Source organism: Betaproteobacteria bacterium (assembly GCA_016709965.1).
GTDB classification, from domain to species: domain Bacteria; phylum Pseudomonadota; class Gammaproteobacteria; order Burkholderiales; family Rhodocyclaceae; genus Azonexus; species Azonexus amarohabitans.
Genome location: JADJLT010000001.1, coordinates 1,336,576 through 1,354,613 on the forward strand (window position 1 = coordinate 1,336,576; position 18,038 = coordinate 1,354,613).

The following is an 18,038-nucleotide window of genomic DNA, read 5'->3' on the forward strand; positions in this document are numbered from 1 at the left end:
AGGGTTACTCGGCCTCGACCCACTTGATAATCGCCTGCCACTGCTCAAGGTCGCGCTCGGCCCGCGATGGCGGCAGATCGAAAATGGTCATCCCGGCTGCCGTGGCCTGCACATATACCTGCGTATCGCGCAAATAGGCCAGCACCGGCAGGTCAAAACCGGCGAAAAAGCGCTCCAGCTCGCCCGCGGCGCGGGTTCGCGCATCGACCCGCATACCGATCACCGCCACATCCGCCCGGCCCTTGCGAACCGCCTTCTCGGAGAGCAATTCAGCCAGAAACTGACGGGTTGCCAGCATGTCGAACATCGACGGCTGTACCGGCACGACGACCCGCGTGGACAGCTTCAGCACCCGCTCCAGCAACTTGCCATGCAGGCCGGCTGGCGTATCGAGCACGACATGCGTAGTGCCCTTGGGTGGCCGCGAAATCTTGTCCTCGCCCGCCTCCCAGGTATCAATGGTGGGCAGCGCAAAGGGGCGCATGCCCAGCCATTCGCGCGACGATTGCTGGCGATCAATGTCACCGAGCATGACCTCTTTGCCCTGGTTGGCGAAATAGCCGGCCAGATTGGTCGCCAGCGTACTTTTGCCCGAGCCGCCCTTGGGATTGGCGACGAGAAATGCTTTCATGCGTGAGATTCTTTCTTGGCGAGAATCTGCCGAACCAGATTGACGTGCTCGCGCAGGGTATAGACCAGATCAGTAAAACCGAGCGGCACGTGCAACAGGCTGGCTTCTTCATCAAGTGCGTCGAGACGGTCACGGTATTCATCCAGCTTGGCAACGTCGAAATGATGATTGAGGTCGTCCTCCAGGAATTTCAGCTCGCCATAGCAGCGGAATACCTTGCGCCGAACGCGCCAAGTGTAGATCGCCGGCGCCACCCTGAGCAAAGGAATGAGCAAGGCAAAAATCGGCACCAGCAGCACGATCAGGCGATCGACCAGCACCGCCAGCCAGAACGGCAGATAACGCTGCAGGAAAGGCGCGCCGGACTTGAAATAACGCGCCGCCTCAGACGACAGCGGCAGCATCTGGTCTTTGTAAGACGGGAACTCGCCGGCATCCTGGAAGAAGCCGGACTTGCCATGCACCTCCGTGACCGCCTGCAACAACAAGGTCCGCAAGGCCGGATGCAGGTCGTCGCGAATGATCAGATTGGCCGTCGGCGCCAGCACCTTGATGTCATCCGGCGGAAAGTCGCGGACCAGATCGACCACACCCCGCGGAAAAGTCAGCTTGGTCAAAAACGGAAAGCGGCGCTGATAGGCACGATCCTGGGCAAAGCTCATCAGCTTGACGCCAGGCGAGCGAATCAGCACCTGGACCACCGGCGCGGTTTCAGCCGCGATGATGAAGGCGGCATCGATTCGTCCCTGCTGCAACTCCTCGGCAGCACCGAGGCCGGCTAGCGGCACCAGATGATTGTCCTCGGGAATATCGTTGGCATCGAGCAGCTGCCTGGCCAACTGACGAACCCCGGAACCTTCCTGACCGATGGCGATGCGTTTGCCGTGCAACTCGGTGAGGCGAGTCAGTATCTTGTCGCCGCGATAAAACACCCAGACCGGCTCGTAAAACATGCTGCCCAGCGACAACAGACCGGAATCGTCCTCAACATCCGGATCTTCGTTGGGCGGCACAACGCCACCCTGGACAAAGCCGACCTGTGCTTCGTTGTCTTTCAGGCGCGCCAGGTTTTCCAGCGAACCGGCCGATGCCTTGATCTCCAGCGTAACGCCATTTCTGGCGAGAATCGTCGCGTAGCGCTGGGCAAAATGATAATAGGCACCACTTTCGCCGCCGGTGCTGATCACGATCGTCTTGGGCGGCGCCGGCTCGACGAACTGATAGGCCACGACAAAGCCGATACTGGCGACCAGAATGATCCACCAGGCTGTGGCGACCAATTCGCGCAGCGAAACCAATCCCGCTTTGATTTGAGCCATCATGGCAGCAGGATGGTGGACCCCGTGGTCTTGCGCGCCTCAAGGTCACGATGGGCCTGGGCGGCATCCTGCAGGGGGTAGGTCTGGTTCACTTCAATGCGCACCTGGCCGGAGGCCACCACATTGAACAGTTCGGTGCCCAGTGCCGCGAGATCTTCGCGCTTCGCGGTGTAACTCGCGATGGTCGGCCGGGTCACAAACAGCGAGCCCTTCAGTGAGAGCTGGATCAAATCGAGCGGTGGCACCGGGCCGGACGCGTTGCCGAAGGTCACCATCATGCCCAACGGCCGCAGGCAGTCGAGCGAACCGGCAAAGGTGTCCTTGCCGACGCCGTCGTAGACCACCGCAACGCCTTCGCCGCCCGTAATGTCGCGGACGCGCTGCGGGAAATTCTCGGTGCTGTAGTTGATCACATGGTGACAACCATGTGCCATGGCCAGCTCGGCCTTGGCTGGCGAGCCGACCGTACCGATTACCGTTGCACCCAGCGCCCGCGCCCACTGGCAGGCGATCAGTCCAACGCCGCCGGCTGCTGCCTGGATCAGCACGGCATCGCCCGCTTGCACCCGATAGGTTTTGCGCAACAGATAGGCGGCGGTCAGGCCTTGCAGCATCATCGCCGCGCCGGTTTCAAACGAAATGGCATCGGGCAGAATCAGCAGGCGATGCGCCGGAATATTGCGCACGTCGGCATAGGCACCGATCGGGCCGCCGGCATAGGCGACGCGATCGCCAACCTTGACCTCGGTCACGCCCGCACCCACGGCCTCGACCACGCCTGCACCTTCCAGGCCAATGCCGGATGGCATGGTCAGCGGATAAAGGCCGGTGCGGTGGTAGACATCGATGTAATTGAGGCCGACCGCATGGTGGCGCACCGTGGCTTCGCCGGGTGCCGGTGCCGGCAGGTCGACTGCCTCCCAGCGCAGCACTTCAGGACCACCGGTTTGATGGATGCGAATGGCGTTGGGCATGGCGATCTCCTCGATCTCTGATTGTTTTAGTAAGACGACGAGATTATCACCACGCCGGCCTTCGATCTACCGCAAAAAGCTTTCGAATTTGCACGCTTTTTCCGGTTGACCGCGGGAATCGCGGTGCAGGCGCCTAGCGGGTGTAATAGCCAACGCCGACCAGGTTATTGCCGACCTTGCGGAACAAGGTGTGCTTGCTTTCGACCTGGCGCGTCACCGGATTGCGCCAGGCGTAGTCGAGTTCGCCGCGATCCTTGTCCTTCAGCGCATCAAGCATCTGACGAATGACCGGTTTGCCGTTCGGATCGGTCAATGCATAGCCGTCGCTACCGACCAGACGCCCCGAGACACCGTGCGCGCGAAATTTTCCATCATCGATACCAACAACAAAGACGTATAGATCGTCTTCGATATAGCCGCCATTGAGATCATTGAAGGCAGCCAGCGCCTTGACTGAATCGGCCTGCATCGCGCCCACGGCGCGCTCCAGCATGGCCGACGCCTGCTCGGCAGAGGCCCGCGGAATGTAATACCCCACGGCCAGCAGGCGTGTACCGATCTTGGTAAACAGCGTGATTTTCCGTTCCGGTTTGTGGTGCAGGCGGTTCAGCCAGCGATATTCAACGACGCCGGTGTCGCTGGTCTTGGCCTTTTCGAGCATGTCGTAGAAGAACGGCGTACCGAAAGCGTCGCGCATGTTCGACACCTTGCGGCCAATCAGCGCCGAAGACGATCCGCCGCTGGCCAGCATGACGCCGTCAGTACCCAGCACCCAGACATAAAGCTCGCCATCCACGAACTCGGTTGGGCCATTGAAAGCGGCAAAAGCCTCGTCGCCCTGTTGCCGATAGCGGATGATGGCCCGCGCCAACAATGCCCGGGCGCGCTGTACATCGCTCGCCACGCTCTCACGGGTGGCCGTTGCAGCTGGCTCTTCTGCCCGCGCAACAAGCAAAAACAGCGACAACGCCGCCAGCAAGAGCATTTTGACCATCGAACTCGACTTCATGGTGCCACTCCTTTTCAGCTCAATGCCACGATGAGCGCAAATCATCATGCTCAGGATTCACGCAGCGACAACTATACCGGTGTCAGCTTGGCATACTCCAGCGCCAGCCACTTCATGCCGCTGCCGCCGAAATTGATCTGCAGGCGAGCATCGGCGCCCCGTCCTTCGGTAGCGACAATGACGCCAATCCCGAACTTGGCATGCTCGACCGTTTGCCCGATGCGCAGGCCACCGGCGGCCGCCGGCTCGGCATAACCGCCACCGAACGAGCCGAAGGCGGGAAATGCGGCCGCTGGCGCAGCCTTCTTGTTCAGCTTGAGCAGCAGATTTTCGGGAATCTCGTCGAGGAAACTGGACGGCACGCAGTAGCGCGTCTGACCATGCAGCATGCGGGTCTGCGCACAAGTCAGATAAAGCCGCTGGCGGGCACGGGTCACGGCCACATACATCAGCCGACGCTCTTCCTCCACGCCATCCTTGCCTTCATTGACCGAGTTTTCATGCGGAAACAGCCCCTGCTCCAGCCCGGTGATGAACACCACGTCGAACTCCAGGCCCTTGGCCGAATGCACCGACATCAACTGCACCGCCTCCTGGCCTTCACCTGCCTGATGCTCACCAGCCTCCAGCGAGGCGAGCGTCAGGAAGGAAACCAACGCGCCGCCTTCGCCGATAGCACCTTCGTCGTCGATGAACGTGGCGGCGGCATTGATCAGCTCGTCCAGGTTCTCCAGTCGATCCTGACCTTCCTTGTCGGTCCGGTAATGCTGGGCCAGGCCGCTTTTCTCAATAATGTGCTCGACCATTTCCGGCAGCGGCAGGCCGTCGGTTTCGACGCGCAGCTGCTCGATCAGCCGGATGAACGCACCCACCGTTTGCCCTGCCTTGCCGGTCAGCGACGCAGCCGCGTTGTACAGGCTCGAATTCATCTGATGTGCCGTGGCCTGGAGGTTTTCCAACGAACGGGCGCCGATGCCGCGGGTCGGGAAATTGACTACGCGCAGGAAAGCCGTGTCGTCATCCGGATTGCCGAGCAGACGCAGGTAAGCCAACGCGTGCTTGACCTCCTGACGCTCAAAAAAGCGCAGGCCGCCATAGACCTTGTACGGCACGTTCTTGGTGAATAGCTCGTTTTCCAGCACCCGCGACTGGGCGTTGGAGCGGTAGAGCAGTGCAATCTGCGTTGGCGACACGCCATCGCGCACCAGTTCGCGGATTTCCTCGACGACAAAGCGCGCCTCGTCGAGGTCGGAATAGCCCTCGAAACAGCGAATTGGCTCACCCTCGCCCGCCTCCGTCCACAAATTCTTGCCCAGACGCTCACGGTTGTTTTTGATGATGGCATTGGCGGCGGTCAGGATGTTGCCGTGCGAACGGTAGTTCTGCTCCAGCCGGATCACATTCTCGCCGGCGTATTCGCGCTCGAAGTCGCGCATGTTGCCCACCTCGGCGCCGCGGAAACGGTAAATCGACTGATCGTCGTCGCCGACGGCAAAGACCTTGGCGCCACCCCCGGCGAGCAATTGCAGCCAGGCGTATTGCAGTTTATTGGTGTCCTGGACCTCATCAACCAGTATGTAGCGGAAGCGATCCTGATAGTGTTTTCGCAAAGGTTCGTTGCGCTGCAACAATTCGTAACAGCGCAGAAGCAATTCAGCAAAGTCCACAACCCCTTCGCGGTTGCACTGATTCTCGTACTCGACATAAAGATCGACGCGTTTTTGCGTGTAATTGTCATAAACTTCAGCCTGCGCAGCCCGTACCCCCTGTTCTTTATGGGCGTTGATGAACTGGCACAACTCGCGCGGCGGGTACTTTTCATCGTCGACATTCAGGTTCTTCAGCAAACGCTTGATCATGGCCAATTGGTCCGCCGAATCAAGGATCTGGAAGGTTTGCGGCAAGCCCGCCTCGCGGTAATGCGCCCGCAGCAGGCGGTTGCACAGGCCATGAAAAGTCCCGATCCACATGCCCCGCGTGTTGATCGGCACCAGCGACGACAGTCGCGCCGTCATCTCCTTGGCCGCCTTGTTGGTAAAGGTTACGGCCAGCACACCATGCGGCCCGACCTGGCCGGTCGACATCAGCCAGGCAATACGTGTCGTCAGTACGCGTGTCTTGCCGCTTCCCGCCCCCGCCAAGATCAAGGCGTGGACAGGCGGCAGCGTAACTGCTTGAAGTTGCGGGGTATTCAGATTAGCTAGGAGATCAGACATGAATGCTCAAGGTTAACCGGGAGAACCCGGTGTATTGGTCGGACCAATCGGTTGCGTTTGTACAACACCCACTACAAAAGTGAGCATTTTTTCACAGAGAAGCGACGACTGCACACGTATAGTGAACTCAAATATATTGCAGTGCACAAAACTTTAAGCCCACAAGGCGGTCTTACCCGATAAGTAGCTACCGCTGCTTAGCGAATACAGAGAAGGAGAACAGCATGAATAACATGAACGCACCGAAAATCCTGCCGTGGATTGCCCGCAAGGCTGGCATCACTGACGAACTCGCGCTCAAACTATGGCGTCGCGCCGTCAGCGAAGCCGAATACCTGACCGGCAAAACCGAAGGCTCTGCCTACTGGGGCTTGGCGGTAGACCGTTTCCTGTCCATCGTTGAAGACGAAGTTGGCAAAGTCCAATCGTACAACCTGACCCCCGCACCCCAGCTTTCCTGGATGTGGCGTCATCAGTCCCGGATGTCCTTGCTCTCGCTGGCAGCGACGCAGAACGCGTACCGCTACTGGCAGAACACCATGGAAAATATCTACCCGCAAAAAAAAGCGGCGTGACCGGGCGACAGTAGTGTAATACCTGCTGACGTGGAGCGTGCAGGCTCCATGTCAGCGTCTCCCGGTCACGAGTAGTTCAAGCCTGCGAAATCAGCCACGCTGATCTCGTTCCGCCTGCAATTACCCAGTACGCCACGTCACGGTTTCAGTCGCCACCGGCCCATAGAGGCCAGACTAACCAGCGTGTGGCATGGCACCATGGCGTGGACCACGCCTTTTCGAACCGCAGGAGCGCCAGAATGACGCCTGCGGTCAACCGGAAAAAAAGCCAAAAATCCAAAGGCATGCAACCCGCTTTGCCCTCGTCGCCGAGGAGTCGGGATCAACCGGTATAATTCGCGGTTAATCTCCGACTTTCAGCGATAGAACTCAGCACATGCCCATGCAGGACAAATACACCCCGGCCGACATCGAGCGCGCCGCCCAGCAACACTGGGACAAGACCGGCGCTGCGCGCGCCGTCGAAGACACGACCAAGCCGAAATACTATTGCCTGTCGATGTTCCCGTATCCGTCGGGCAAGCTGCACATGGGCCATGTGCGCAACTACACCATCGGTGATGTGCTGTCGCGCTTCCACAAGATGCAAGGCTTCAATGTCCTGCAGCCAATGGGCTGGGACGCCTTCGGCATGCCGGCCGAGAATGCCGCACTGCAGAACAACGTGCCGCCGGCCGGCTGGACCTATTCCAACATCGACTACATGCGCCAGCAACTCAAGTCGCTGGGCTTTGCCATCGATTGGGAACGCGAATTCGCCACCTGCACTCCCGAGTACTACCGCTGGGAACAGTGGCTGTTCACCCGCCTTTACGAAAAGGGGCTGGTTTACAAGAAACTCGGCACCGTGAACTGGGACCCGGTTGATCACACCGTACTCGCCAACGAACAGGTCATCGATGGCCGCGGCTGGCGCTCCGGCGCGCTGATCGAGAAGCGCGAGATCCCCATGTATTACATGAAGATCACCGCCTACGCGGAAGAACTGCTGAGCGAACTCGACAACCTGCAAGGATGGCCCGAGCAGGTCCGCCTGATGCAGAAGAACTGGATCGGCAAGAGCACCGGCGTGCGTTTCGCCTTCCCCTACGAACTCGACGGTCAACCGGAAAAGCTGTGGGTTTTTACAACCCGCGCCGACACCATCATGGGCGTCACCTTCGTCGCCGTCGCTGCAGAACACCCGCTGGCCACGCGCGCCGCCGCCAATAAGCCGGAACTTGCCGCCTTCATCGAAGAATGCAAGAAGGGCGGCGTCGCCGAAGCCGACATCGCGACGATGGAAAAGAAGGGCATGCCGACCGGCATCTTCGTCACGCATCCGCTGACCGGCGAGCAGGTCGAAGTCTGGGTCGGCAACTACGTGCTGATGAGCTACGGCGACGGCGCCGTGATGGCCGTGCCGGCCCACGATGAGCGGGATTTTGCATTTGCCCTGAAATACAACTTGCCGATCAAGCAAGTCGTCGCCGTCGATGGCGAAACCTCCTTCAGCCACGCAGCCTGGGCCGAGTGGTACGCCGACAAGCAACGCGGCAAGCTGATCAACTCCGGCAAATACGATGGACTCGGCTACGAAGCCGCCGTCGACGCCATTGCCGCCGACCTCGCTGCCAAGGAACTCGGCGACAAGAAGGTGCAGTTCCGCCTGCGCGACTGGGGCATATCCCGCCAGCGCTATTGGGGCTGCCCAATCCCGATCATTCACTGCAAGACCTGCGGCGATGTATCGGTACCCGATGACCAGTTGCCGGTCGTCCTGCCCGAGAACGTCGAGATCACCGGTGCCGGTTCGCCGCTCGCCAAGATGCCCGAGTTCTACGAGTGCAAGTGTCCGAAGTGCGGCGGCGACGCCCGGCGCGAAACCGACACCATGGATACCTTCTTCGAGTCGTCCTGGTACTTCCTGCGCTACGCCTGCCCCGACAACACCACGGCCATGGTCGACGAGCGCGTCCAGTACTGGTGCAAGGGCGGTATCGACCAGTACATCGGCGGCATCGAACACGCCATCCTGCATTTGCTGTACTCGCGCTTCTTCACCAAGCTGATGCGCGATGTCGGCCTGATCGGCGACCTCGGCGAGCCGTTCGCCAACCTGCTGACCCAGGGCATGGTCGTCGCCCCGACCTTCTACCGCGATCTCGATGGCGGCAAGAAGCAGTGGATCAACCCGGCCGACGTCGATGTCGTGACCGACGAAAAGGGTCGCCCGACCGGCGCCACGCTGCGCACCGACGGCCAGCCAGTAGTCATCGGCGGCACCGAGAAGATGTCGAAGTCGAAGAACAATGGCGTCGACCCGCAAGCCCTGATCGACCAGTACGGCGCCGATACGGCCCGCCTGTTCATCATGTTCGCCTCGCCACCCGACCAGTCGCTGGAATGGTCAGATGCCGGCGTGGAGGGTGCCTACCGCTTCCTGCGCCGTTTGTGGAAAACCACTTACGATCACGTGCAGGCCGGCCTCGTCGATTCGAAAATCGAGCAAAATTCCCTGTCGACCGCGCAAGCCGACCTGCGTCGCAAGCTGCATCAGACCATGGGCAAGGTGGCCGATGATTACGGCCGCCGCAAGCAATTCAACACCGCCATCGCCGCCGTGATGGAACTGCTCAACGCCTACGATAAGTGCGACCTGTCCGATGCAACCGGCCGCGCCCTGTCACAAGAAGCGCTGGAAACTATCGCCCTGCTGCTTTTCCCCATCGTTCCGCATATCGGCCAGGCGCTGTTTGCCGAACTGAAACCGGGGCTCGATGCCGGTAACCATGCCTTCCCGAAGGCCGACCCGGCCGCGCTGAAGCAGGACGAAATCGAGTTGATGGTGCAGGTCAACGGCAAGCTGCGCGGTGCCATCCGCGTTTCTGCCGAAGCCGACAAGGCAAGCATCGAAGCGGCTGCCTTGGCCTCGGAAGGCGCCGTCAAGTTCATGGAAGGCAAGCCGGCAAAGAAAGTCGTCGTCGTGCCCGGCCGTCTGGTCAATATCGTCGTCTAAGGACAACCGTCATGCGCTCGCTGCTCAGCCTGTTCCTCGCCCTGATCCTCGCCGCCACCCTCACCGGCTGCGGCTTCCATCTGCGTGGCGCAGGCAGCAGCAACCTGCCTTACAAGACGATGCACATCGCCTTGCCGGACACTGCCGACGTCAATATCTGGTTGCAGCGCTACATCAATGCCAGCGGCAGTACCGAAATCGTGACCGACCCCAAGGCGGCCGAAGCCATCTTCCAGCAGCTCGGCGACAGCCGCCAGAAGACCATTCTCAGCGTCAACGCACAGGGTCGTGTGCGGGAATTCCGTCTGCAACTGAACTACACCTTCCGGGTCGTCAACCAGCAGGGGCAGGTGCTGGTAGCGCCAAACGAGATCAATCTGAGCCGCGACATCTCCTTCGACGATTCCAACATTCTCGCCAAGGATCTGGAAGAAAACCTGCTCTGGCGTGACATGAACAGCGACCTGGTCAATCAGATCATGCGCCGGCTGAGCATCATCAAGCCGAAGAACCCCGACACCGAAGAAAACGCCGAGTAATGCTGCTCAAGGGCGACCAACTGGCGGCGCACCTCGAACGCGAGTTGCGCCCGCTTTACGTCGTTTACGGCGATGATCCCCTGCTCGTCATCGAAGCAGCCGACGCCATCCGCGCCAAGTCGCGCCAGCAAGGCTACAGCGAACGCGAAGTGCTCACCGTGCTGCCCCATTTTGACTGGGGCTCCCTGCTCGCCGCCGGCGGCAACCTGTCGCTGTTCGGCGATAAGAAACTGATCGACCTGCGCATCCCCACCGGCAAACCAGGCAAGGAAGGCGGTGCCGCGCTGCAACAGTGGTGCCAGAACCTGTCGATGGACAACCTGCTGCTGATCACCCTGCCCGAGCTCGACTGGCGCGACGAAAAGGCAGTCTGGTTCACCGCGCTGCTCAATGCCGGCGTCACCATCAAGCTGATGGCGCCACCGCTGGCCGAACTGCCGGGCTGGATCGCCGGCCGCCTGCGCCGCCAGCAGCAAAGTGCCGACCTCGACAGCTTGAAGTTCATCGCCGAGCGCGTCGAGGGCAACCTGCTTGCCGCCCACCAGGAAATCCAGAAACTTGGCCTGCTTTACCCGACCGGCCAGCTCAGCATAACGCAGATTCGCGATGCCGTGCTCAATGTAGCCCGCTACGACATCGATGGCCTGCGTGAAGCCCTGCTTTCGGGCGATGTCGGCCGATTGGCCCGCACGCTGGACGGCCTGATGCAGGAAGGAGAGGCGCCGCCGCTGATATTGTGGGCAATGAGCGAAGAGATTCGGGCGCTGACCATCATTCGCGCCGGCATGGATGCTGGTAAACCAATGGACATGCTGCTCAAGGACGCCAAGGTCTGGGGGCCGCGCGCCAACCCGGTCAAAAAGGCGCTGCAGCGCCTATCAACGACTGCTCTGGAAGCGGCGTTGCAGCACGCCGGGAAAATTGACCGATTGGCCAAAGGCATCGGTCATGGAAATATCTGGGAAGAGTTTCTACGGCTAGGCCTTCGCCTCACCGTCGCGAAATAATTAGACGGCCGGCTTTGTGTCGGCAGGAGAATCCGGTTCCAGATCCTCCCAGATGCAACCGCACTCGGCTCGAACGTCGTGCAAACCCGGCTTGATCTCCTCCTGAACCAGGCATTCGCCGGCACATTCCTCGGAAACCACCACGAGTTTCATCTCGGTATCGACCTGGCGTTCGCCATCCCAGAAACTACACGTTGCGCAAACCTTTACTTCGGTCGGCAATATCAATTTTTCAGCCATCTTGTCCCCAACGGAAAGCCCTGTTGTCGTTGCGGATAAGAGTTTACCCGGTTCCAGAAGTTCCCACTTATTTGTCTGGCTATAATGTTCCTTTGCCCAGCACAAAGAACATCATGGACATCAAGCACTACATGCAGACCGTCGGCCGTCAGGCCCGCGCCGCCTCACGCCGCCTAGCCGGCGCCACCACGGCTGAAAAGAACGCCGCCCTACTGCACATTGCCGCGGCCATTCGCCGCGAAAGTGCCGCACTGGTCGCTGCCAATCAGGAAGACCTTGCCGCGGCCCGTGCCGCCGGGCTGGATACCGCCATGCTCGACCGCCTGACCCTTTCAGCAAAAGGTGTCGAAAGCATGGCCGAAGGCGTCGAGCAAGTGGCCACGCTACCCGACCCGATCGGCGAAATGACCGACATCAAGCATCGCCCGTCCGGCATCCTGGTCGGCAAGATGCGCGTGCCGCTCGGCGTCATCGGCATCATTTACGAAGCGCGGCCAAACGTGACTGCGGATGCCGCTGCCCTGTGCCTGAAATCCGGCAATGCCGCCATCCTGCGCGGCGGATCGGAAGCCATTCGCTCCAACCGCGCCATCGCCGCGCTGGTCCATGAAGGCCTCGAAGCTGCCGGCCTACCGGCTGAATCGGTGCAGGTCATCGACACCACGGACCGTGCCGCGGTTGGTGAGCTGATCACCATGCGCGAATTCGTCGACGTCATCGTGCCACGCGGTGGCAAGGGCCTGATCGCCCGCCTGCTGGCCGAATCGAGGGTGCCGATGATCCAGCACCTGGACGGCAACTGCCACGTCTATCTTGAAGAAGAAGCCGAGCCGAACAAGGCGCTGAAGATCGTCGAGAATGCCAAGACCCAGCGCTATGGCACTTGCAACACCGCCGAGTCACTGCTCGTCGACCGCTCCGTTGCCCCTATGCTGCTACCGCCGATCGCCCACATGCTGACCACCAAGGGCGTCGAAATCCGTGGCTGCGCCGAAACCTGCGCCATCGTGCCGAACGCCGTGCCGGCGACGGAAGAGGATTACTACACCGAGTTCCTGGCGCCGATCATTTCGGTCAAGATCGTTTCCGGCATCGATGAAGCCATCGAGCACATCAACCAGTACTCGTCGCACCATACCGAAGCCATCGTCACCGACAACCACCCGAAAGCCATGCGCTTCCTGCGCGAAGTCGATTCAGCTTCGGTCATGATCAACGCCTCCACGCGCTTCGCCGACGGTTTCGAGTACGGCCTTGGCGCCGAAATCGGCATCTCGACCGACAAGATCCACGCCCGCGGCCCAGTTGGGCTGGAAGGCCTGACCAGTCAGAAATGGGTGGTATTGGGCGACGGGCACGTTCGCGCCTGACCGCACAAGCGTAGCATTCATTCGATTCCACGAGTCCCCGCAGCAGCGGGGACAACTTTTTCCGGAGCAATCAGATGGCCAAACCTTCATTCACCTGGGAAGACCCCTTCCTCCTTGACAGCCAGTTGGCCGCCGACGAGCGCCAGGTGCGCAATGCCGCCCGTGACTTCGCCCAGAAGTCACTGAAGCCACGCATTCGCGATGCTTTCCGCAATGAAACGACCGACCCGGCCATCTACCGCGAAATGGGTGAGATGGGCCTACTCGGAGCAACGCTGCCGCCACAGTACGGCGGGGCCGGGCTGAATTATGTTTCCTACGGGCTGATTGCCCGCGAAGTCGAGTACGTTGATTCAGCCTACCGCACGCTGTTGAGTGTGCAATCCTCGCTGACCATGGTGCCGATTTATGAATTCGGCACGGAAGAGCAGAAGCAAAAATACCTGCCCAAGCTAGGCAAGGGCGAGCTAATCGGCTGTTTTGGCCTGACCGAGCCGGATTCCGGCTCTGACCCGTCCAGCGCCACCACTTGCGCCCGCGCCGTGCCCGGCGGCTGGCAAATTTCCGGCCGCAAGACGTGGATCACCAATTCGCCGATTGCCGATATTTTCATCGTCTGGGCCAAGGATGACGAGGGCGCCTTGCGCGGATTCATTCTCGAAAAAGGCATGGTCGGGCTGTCGGCACCGGTCATTCAGGGCAAGGTCAGCCTGCGTGCCTCGATTACCGGCGACATCGTCATGGATGAGGTTTTCGTGCCGAGCGAAAACATGCTCCCCAAGGTCAGCGGCCTGAAGGGCCCGTTTACCTGCCTGAACTCTGCCCGCTACGGTATTTCGTGGGGCGCGCTTGGCGCAGCCGAAAGCTGCTGGCACACGGCGCGGCAATACACGCTGGACCGCCAGCAATTCGGCCGGCCACTGGCCGCCACCCAGCTCATCCAGAAAAAGCTGGTCGACATGCAGACCGAAATTGCCCTCGGTATTCAGGGTGCGCTGCGCCTCGGCCGCATGATGGACGATGGCAGCGCGACGCCGGAACTGGTCTCGCTGATGAAGCGCAACAGCACCGGCAAGGCCCTCGACATCGCCCGCAATGCCCGCGACATGCTGGGCGGCAACGGCATTTCTGACGAATTCGGGGTCATTCGCCACATGGTCAATCTGGAATCGGTCACCACCTACGAAGGCACGCATGACGTCCATGCGCTGATCCTCGGGCGTGCGATTACCGGGATTGGTGCGTTTTGATTTTTGCCCATTTTTTCGCGTCGACCGCAGCAAACACTGCGGCGCCGAGCAATAGCAAGGCAGGCAGCACAAACTGACTGCCTTGCCAGTCGGCGAGTGCGTTTGACACGAAAGCAATCCGGGCAAAGCTGGAAATGGCGGTCACGGCAAAGAAACTGCCCATGACTCGCCCTTCCGCACCGCGGGTTCCGGCCACGGCAGCCTGTTCCATCAGCCCGGCAAAGGCCATGGCCCAACCGGCGCCGCAGAGCATCTGGAGCACAATCAGTCCGCTCAGGCTACCGGCGCTCGCTGCCAGATAGCTGCACACAGCCACCACCAGCATGCCAGCCGCTGCCACCGGCAGCGCGCCAAAATGCTTCACCACCGCGCCAACCGCCACCAGGCAGGCAAAGAAACCAACCCACAGCAAGGGCATCAGCCAGGGCAGACTTTCCTTGGCCGCATGCAGTTGATAGAGCGGCGCAGCATTGGCGAAGGCATGCAGCTGAAAGCCGAAACCTGCCACGCCCAGCACAATGAACAGCGGCAGACAGGCGTTGAAGGGGGCCGGCTGCGGCGCCTCCGCTTCCTCGGCCGGCAGTTCCCTGCCCATGACACGCAGCAGGACCAGCACAGCCATCAGCAGCGCCAATGCCGAGATCGCGAACGGCCACCGGGGATCGGCACTACGCAGCCACAGCCCGAGGAATGGCGATAGCGCCATGGCCAAGCCCATCCCGGCCATATACCAGATCACTAACCCCCGCTGCTGCGCCGCTCTGGCCCGTTTGGCCAGTAGCACCAGGGTTGGCGCACGGACCACCGAGGCCGACACCAGCCAGACCAGCAGGACAAGCACCAGCAACGCCGCAGACACCCCGGCGGCCAGCGGCAAGGCCATGAAGGCCAGCGCCGAAACCGTGGTCAGCACGAGCAGCAGGCGGGCCAGACGATGGAAGACATCGCGCATGCGGTCGGCCATGGCACCAAAGGCAATATCCATGACCGCAAAGATGAGCTGATCGACCATCAGAATGAGCGGCAACCAGCTCGCCGCAATGCCGGCTTTCGCCAACAGATTCGGCAGCATCAATGCGTAGGCCGTCCAGCCCAGGGTAAAGACAAACTGAACGACCGCCAGTTGCAGACCGCCGCTTGCCTTCCCGTCATTTCCCATAGGCGCCATTCCCGTCCCCGCTTCATCGTGCTGTCGTCCGCATGATAATCTAGGCGTCCTAGTGAGAGGATCGTCATGACCGCCCATTCCTACCAAGCCATTGTCACCGCCCCCGGCTTTTCGCTGGGCGTGCAATGTACGGACGATGAAATCACCGGGATCGATTTCCTCGAACCGCGGCCGGAACTGGCACCAAACACGCCGCTGGCGGCCGAAGCTGTACGCCAGCTCAAGGCATACATCGCTGATCCAGGTTTCACCTTCGGCCTGCCGCTGCGCCCGGCCGGCACCACTTTCCAGCGCCGCGTCTGGGAACAGATTTCCGCCATACCCAGCGGCCAGACCCACACCTACGGTCAACTGGCAAAAAGCCTCAAAAACGCACCCCGCGCTGTCGGCCAGGCCTGTGGCTCGAATCCGTATCCGATCGTTGTGCCTTGCCACCGCGTCGTTGCCACCGGCGGTGGCCTCGGCGGCTTTGCCCGCGAACGCGGCGGCTTCCTGCTCGATGTGAAGCGCTGGTTACTGACGCATGAAAATAGCGAACTTGCCCGCAAACACGGCTGATCTTGCCGAGATCGACAATTTCTGTGATGCCCTGTGGCTGGAAGACGGTCTGGCCAAGGCGACGCTGGACAGTTACCGCTCCGACCTCGGCCGGCTCGGCCTGTGGCTGGCTGAAAATGCGCACGAGCCCCTGCTCGATATTCGCGAAACGACGCTGACTGCCTTCATCGCCCACCTCGCAAAGCACACCCGCGCCACCTCGCAGGCCCGTTACCTGTCCACCTTGCGCCGCTTCTACCGCTGGCAAGTCGGCCGCGGCCGTATCGTGACCGACCCGACGCTGAAGCTGGCCAACCCCAGCCGCCCGTCACGCCTGCCCAAGGTGATGTCAGAAAAACAGGTCGAAGCCCTGCTTGACGCGCCCGACCTTGACGCTCCGCTCGGCATGCGCGACCGCGCCATGCTGGAAACGATCTACGCCACCGGGCTGCGCGTCTCCGAGCTAGTCAATCTCAAGCTGCACGAAGTCAGCCTCGCTGACGGCGTGCTGCGCGCCCTTGGCAAGGGCAGCAAGGAGCGCCTGGTGCCGCTCGGCCAACTGGCCATCGACTGGATACAGCGCTACCTCAACCAATCCCGGCCGGAAATCCTCAAGGGACAACAGAGCGACGACCTGTTCGTCACCGCCCGCGGCAGTGCCATGACCCGGCAGGCCTTCTGGCAACTGATCAAACGCTACGCGCTGATCGCCGGCATCGCCCCGGAAAAGCTGTCACCGCATGTCCTGCGCCACGCCTTCGCCACCCACCTGCTCAACCACGGCGCCGACCTGCGCGTCGTGCAGTTGCTGCTCGGCCACGCCGATATTTCGACGACGCAAATCTACACGCACGTCGCGCGGGAACGCCTGAAAACGCTGCACGCAGTGCATCACCCGCGCGGCTGAACCACCTCATTTCCAGGATCATGCACCAGCGTCTATCATTGGATAGCGCATTTGACGCCCTGCCCGCTTCAATGAAAGGATCTCTCAATCATGAACAGCTCACTGCTATTGCTGGGTCGCAGCAGCGGCTTGCTCGGACTCGCCCTCTGTCTGATCAGCGGCATCACACGCCTGGCGGGGGTACACTGGCTGGCCGGCTTCGAGACGCTCACGATACTTCAGGCCGGCATCGGCGGTATGGTTCTCGGCTGTTTCTGCCTGCTCCTGGTCCTGACCCAAAATGGCGGCAATACTTAGGCGCCACCATCGTTGAAATTTTGCTCAAATTAATTAACCGGCATTTGAACCATGACCAAACCCGACCACGCCCCGGAAACCCAGGCCACCAAGTTCCTCAAAGCGAATAAGGTGCCATTCTCAACCCACTTGTACGACTACGAGGAGCACGGTGGCACCAAGGTCTCGGCGCGCGAACTGAATGTCGACGAGCATGCCGTCGTAAAAACGCTCATATTTGAAGATGAAAACGCCAAGCCGTTGATCGTGCTGATGCACGGTGACTGCAAGGTATCAACCAAGGAACTGGCACGGCAGATCGGCTGCAAGTAGGTCGAACCGTGCAAGCCGGAAGTCGCCAACCGCCACACCGGTTTTCTGGTCGGCGGTACCAGCCCCTTTGGCACCAAGAAGGCGATGCCGGTGAATATCGAGAAGACCATCCTCGATTTGCCGCTGATCTACATCAACGGCGGGCGGCGCGGCTTTCTGGTCGGGGTGCATCCGCACGACATCCTGCGTACCTTGCAGCCCAAAGTGGTCGAAGCTGCGCTGAAGGCTTGATGCTGCAACGGCAGCAGGCTCTGCCACGGTCAACCGGAAAAAACAGCCTAAATTGAAATTTTCCATCCCTCTCCTGCTCACGCGGTGAGGCGGTCAATGGCTAGAGCGAACGTTCGATGATGACGCCAACGCGCTTGACGCCGGGCATCATGCCCAGCTTGGCGACGGAAACGCGCACCCAATGGACGGCGAAGGTTTCCAGCACGTAAGTCGCCACATGCTCGGCCAGTGCTTCCAGCAAATTGAAATGCACCGCGGCCAGATCGGCCCGCAGGCGGTCCACCACCACGGCGTAATCAACCGTGTCGCGAATATCATCGCTGGCCCCGGCCGAGGTGGTCGACACGCCGATCTGCAGTGAGATCTCGACCGTCTGCGGCATGGCCTTTTCGCGCGGATAGATACCTATCCAGGTTTCGGCGCGCAGTTCTTCGATGAAAATGATGTCCATAGGGCGG

At 60.8% G+C, this 18,038-nt stretch carries 17 protein-coding genes and 1 pseudogene; 10 read left to right on the forward strand and 8 right to left on the reverse strand.

Annotated features, from left to right (window positions below; genetic code table 11):
• Positions 1-4: 4 nt before the first annotated feature.
• The 5 genes from IPJ12_06710 to IPJ12_06730 all read right to left on the reverse strand — a co-directional run bounded on the left by IPJ12_06710 (position 5) and on the right by IPJ12_06730 (position 6,149).
• Positions 5-631, reverse strand: a complete 627-nt coding sequence (locus IPJ12_06710) for a ParA family protein (protein ID MBK7646842.1) — start codon at positions 629-631, stop codon at positions 5-7.
• On the reverse strand, positions 628-1,953 hold the full coding sequence (locus tag IPJ12_06715) for a TAXI family TRAP transporter solute-binding subunit (protein MBK7646843.1): 1,326 nt from the start codon (positions 1,951-1,953) through the stop codon (positions 628-630). Before IPJ12_06715 ends, IPJ12_06710 begins: the two co-directional genes overlap by 4 nt.
• The gene (locus IPJ12_06720) at positions 1,950-2,924 is read right to left on the reverse strand and encodes a quinone oxidoreductase (protein ID MBK7646844.1); all 975 of its coding nucleotides are present in this window, start codon (positions 2,922-2,924) and stop codon (positions 1,950-1,952) included. The genes IPJ12_06715 and IPJ12_06720 overlap by 4 nt, the downstream gene beginning before the upstream one ends.
• A gap of 133 nt (positions 2,925-3,057) precedes the next feature.
• Positions 3,058-3,933, reverse strand: a complete 876-nt coding sequence (locus tag IPJ12_06725) for a cache domain-containing protein (GenBank protein ID MBK7646845.1) — start codon at positions 3,931-3,933, stop codon at positions 3,058-3,060.
• A gap of 71 nt (positions 3,934-4,004) precedes the next feature.
• On the reverse strand, positions 4,005-6,149 hold the full coding sequence (locus IPJ12_06730; protein MBK7646846.1) for a UvrD-helicase domain-containing protein: 2,145 nt from the start codon (positions 6,147-6,149) through the stop codon (positions 4,005-4,007).
• Between the two features lie 224 nt (positions 6,150-6,373).
• Here IPJ12_06730 and IPJ12_06735 point away from each other — a divergent pair, with 224 nt between their 5' ends.
• From IPJ12_06735 to IPJ12_06750, 4 genes are all read left to right on the forward strand, one after another.
• On the forward strand, positions 6,374-6,724 hold the full coding sequence (locus IPJ12_06735) for a hypothetical protein (protein MBK7646847.1): 351 nt from the start codon (positions 6,374-6,376) through the stop codon (positions 6,722-6,724).
• A 382-nt stretch (positions 6,725-7,106) separates the two neighbouring features.
• A complete protein-coding gene (locus IPJ12_06740; protein MBK7646848.1) occupies positions 7,107-9,722 on the forward strand; it encodes a leucine--tRNA ligase in 2,616 nt (871 codons plus the stop codon).
• A gap of 11 nt (positions 9,723-9,733) precedes the next feature.
• Positions 9,734-10,261 (forward strand): hypothetical protein, encoded by a 528-nt coding sequence (locus IPJ12_06745; protein MBK7646849.1) that lies wholly within the window; start codon positions 9,734-9,736, stop codon positions 10,259-10,261.
• Complete coding sequence (locus IPJ12_06750) at positions 10,261-11,268, forward strand: DNA polymerase III subunit delta (GenBank protein ID MBK7646850.1); 1,008 nt, start codon at positions 10,261-10,263, stop codon at positions 11,266-11,268. The genes IPJ12_06745 and IPJ12_06750 overlap by 1 nt, the downstream gene beginning before the upstream one ends.
• Here IPJ12_06750 and IPJ12_06755 read toward each other — a convergent pair whose 3' ends face one another.
• Positions 11,269-11,508: a hypothetical protein gene (locus IPJ12_06755; GenBank protein ID MBK7646851.1), complete on the reverse strand. Its 240-nt coding sequence runs from the start codon at positions 11,506-11,508 to the stop codon at positions 11,269-11,271.
• A 113-nt stretch (positions 11,509-11,621) separates the two neighbouring features.
• Between IPJ12_06755 and IPJ12_06760 the strand changes: the two genes are divergently transcribed.
• Both IPJ12_06760 and IPJ12_06765 read left to right on the forward strand, forming a co-directional pair.
• On the forward strand, positions 11,622-12,878 hold the full coding sequence (locus IPJ12_06760) for a glutamate-5-semialdehyde dehydrogenase (GenBank protein MBK7646852.1): 1,257 nt from the start codon (positions 11,622-11,624) through the stop codon (positions 12,876-12,878).
• Positions 12,879-12,952: 74 nt separating this feature from the next.
• On the forward strand, positions 12,953-14,128 hold the full coding sequence (locus IPJ12_06765) for an acyl-CoA dehydrogenase (protein MBK7646853.1): 1,176 nt from the start codon (positions 12,953-12,955) through the stop codon (positions 14,126-14,128).
• Here the strand turns inward: IPJ12_06765 and IPJ12_06770 are convergent.
• A complete protein-coding gene (locus IPJ12_06770) occupies positions 14,106-15,287 on the reverse strand; it encodes an MFS transporter (GenBank protein MBK7646854.1) in 1,182 nt (393 codons plus the stop codon). The two genes, IPJ12_06765 and IPJ12_06770, sit on opposite strands and share 23 nt — an antisense overlap.
• 75 nt (positions 15,288-15,362) lie before the next feature.
• Here IPJ12_06770 and IPJ12_06775 point away from each other — a divergent pair, with 75 nt between their 5' ends.
• The 4 genes and pseudogenes from IPJ12_06775 to ybaK all read left to right on the forward strand — a co-directional run bounded on the left by IPJ12_06775 (position 15,363) and on the right by ybaK (position 17,580).
• Positions 15,363-15,854 (forward strand): methylated-DNA--[protein]-cysteine S-methyltransferase, encoded by a 492-nt coding sequence (locus IPJ12_06775; GenBank protein MBK7646855.1) that lies wholly within the window; start codon positions 15,363-15,365, stop codon positions 15,852-15,854.
• Entirely contained in the window at positions 15,820-16,740 is a 921-nt protein-coding gene (gene xerD / locus IPJ12_06780; protein ID MBK7646856.1) for a site-specific tyrosine recombinase XerD, read from the forward strand. The genes IPJ12_06775 and xerD overlap by 35 nt, the downstream gene beginning before the upstream one ends.
• Positions 16,741-16,830: 90 nt before the next feature.
• Positions 16,831-17,037, forward strand: a complete 207-nt coding sequence (locus tag IPJ12_06785; protein MBK7646857.1) for a hypothetical protein — start codon at positions 16,831-16,833, stop codon at positions 17,035-17,037.
• A 51-nt stretch (positions 17,038-17,088) separates the two neighbouring features.
• A pseudogene (ybaK, locus tag IPJ12_06790) lies at positions 17,089-17,580 on the forward strand (Cys-tRNA(Pro) deacylase).
• Positions 17,581-17,680: 100 nt separating this feature from the next.
• Here the strand turns inward: ybaK and IPJ12_06795 are convergent.
• A complete protein-coding gene (locus IPJ12_06795; protein MBK7646858.1) occupies positions 17,681-18,031 on the reverse strand; it encodes a dihydroneopterin aldolase in 351 nt (116 codons plus the stop codon).
• Positions 18,032-18,038 lie beyond the last annotated feature (7 nt).

Bases quoted from the DNA above. Each gene is read 5' to 3' on its own strand.
- IPJ12_06710 (MBK7646842.1), bottom strand. From the start codon at position 631: ATGAAAGCATTTCTCGTCGCCAATCCCAAGGGCGGCTCGGGCAAAAGT.
- IPJ12_06715 (MBK7646843.1), bottom strand. From the start codon at position 1,953: ATGATGGCTCAAATCAAAGCGGGATTGGTTTCGCTGCGCGAATTGGTC.
- IPJ12_06720 (MBK7646844.1), bottom strand. From the start codon at position 2,924: ATGCCCAACGCCATTCGCATCCATCAAACCGGTGGTCCTGAAGTGCTG.
- IPJ12_06725 (MBK7646845.1), bottom strand. From the start codon at position 3,933: ATGAAGTCGAGTTCGATGGTCAAAATGCTCTTGCTGGCGGCGTTGTCG.
- IPJ12_06730 (MBK7646846.1), bottom strand. From the start codon at position 6,149: ATGTCTGATCTCCTAGCTAATCTGAATACCCCGCAACTTCAAGCAGTT.
- IPJ12_06735 (MBK7646847.1), top strand. From the start codon at position 6,374: ATGAATAACATGAACGCACCGAAAATCCTGCCGTGGATTGCCCGCAAG.
- IPJ12_06740 (MBK7646848.1), top strand. From the start codon at position 7,107: ATGCAGGACAAATACACCCCGGCCGACATCGAGCGCGCCGCCCAGCAA.
- IPJ12_06745 (MBK7646849.1), top strand. From the start codon at position 9,734: ATGCGCTCGCTGCTCAGCCTGTTCCTCGCCCTGATCCTCGCCGCCACC.
- IPJ12_06750 (MBK7646850.1), top strand. From the start codon at position 10,261: ATGCTGCTCAAGGGCGACCAACTGGCGGCGCACCTCGAACGCGAGTTG.
- IPJ12_06755 (MBK7646851.1), bottom strand. From the start codon at position 11,508: ATGGCTGAAAAATTGATATTGCCGACCGAAGTAAAGGTTTGCGCAACG.
- IPJ12_06760 (MBK7646852.1), top strand. From the start codon at position 11,622: ATGGACATCAAGCACTACATGCAGACCGTCGGCCGTCAGGCCCGCGCC.
- IPJ12_06765 (MBK7646853.1), top strand. From the start codon at position 12,953: ATGGCCAAACCTTCATTCACCTGGGAAGACCCCTTCCTCCTTGACAGC.
- IPJ12_06770 (MBK7646854.1), bottom strand. From the start codon at position 15,287: ATGGGAAATGACGGGAAGGCAAGCGGCGGTCTGCAACTGGCGGTCGTT.
- IPJ12_06775 (MBK7646855.1), top strand. From the start codon at position 15,363: ATGACCGCCCATTCCTACCAAGCCATTGTCACCGCCCCCGGCTTTTCG.
- xerD (MBK7646856.1), top strand. From the start codon at position 15,820: ATGAAAATAGCGAACTTGCCCGCAAACACGGCTGATCTTGCCGAGATC.
- IPJ12_06785 (MBK7646857.1), top strand. From the start codon at position 16,831: ATGAACAGCTCACTGCTATTGCTGGGTCGCAGCAGCGGCTTGCTCGGA.
- IPJ12_06795 (MBK7646858.1), bottom strand. From the start codon at position 18,031: ATGGACATCATTTTCATCGAAGAACTGCGCGCCGAAACCTGGATAGGT.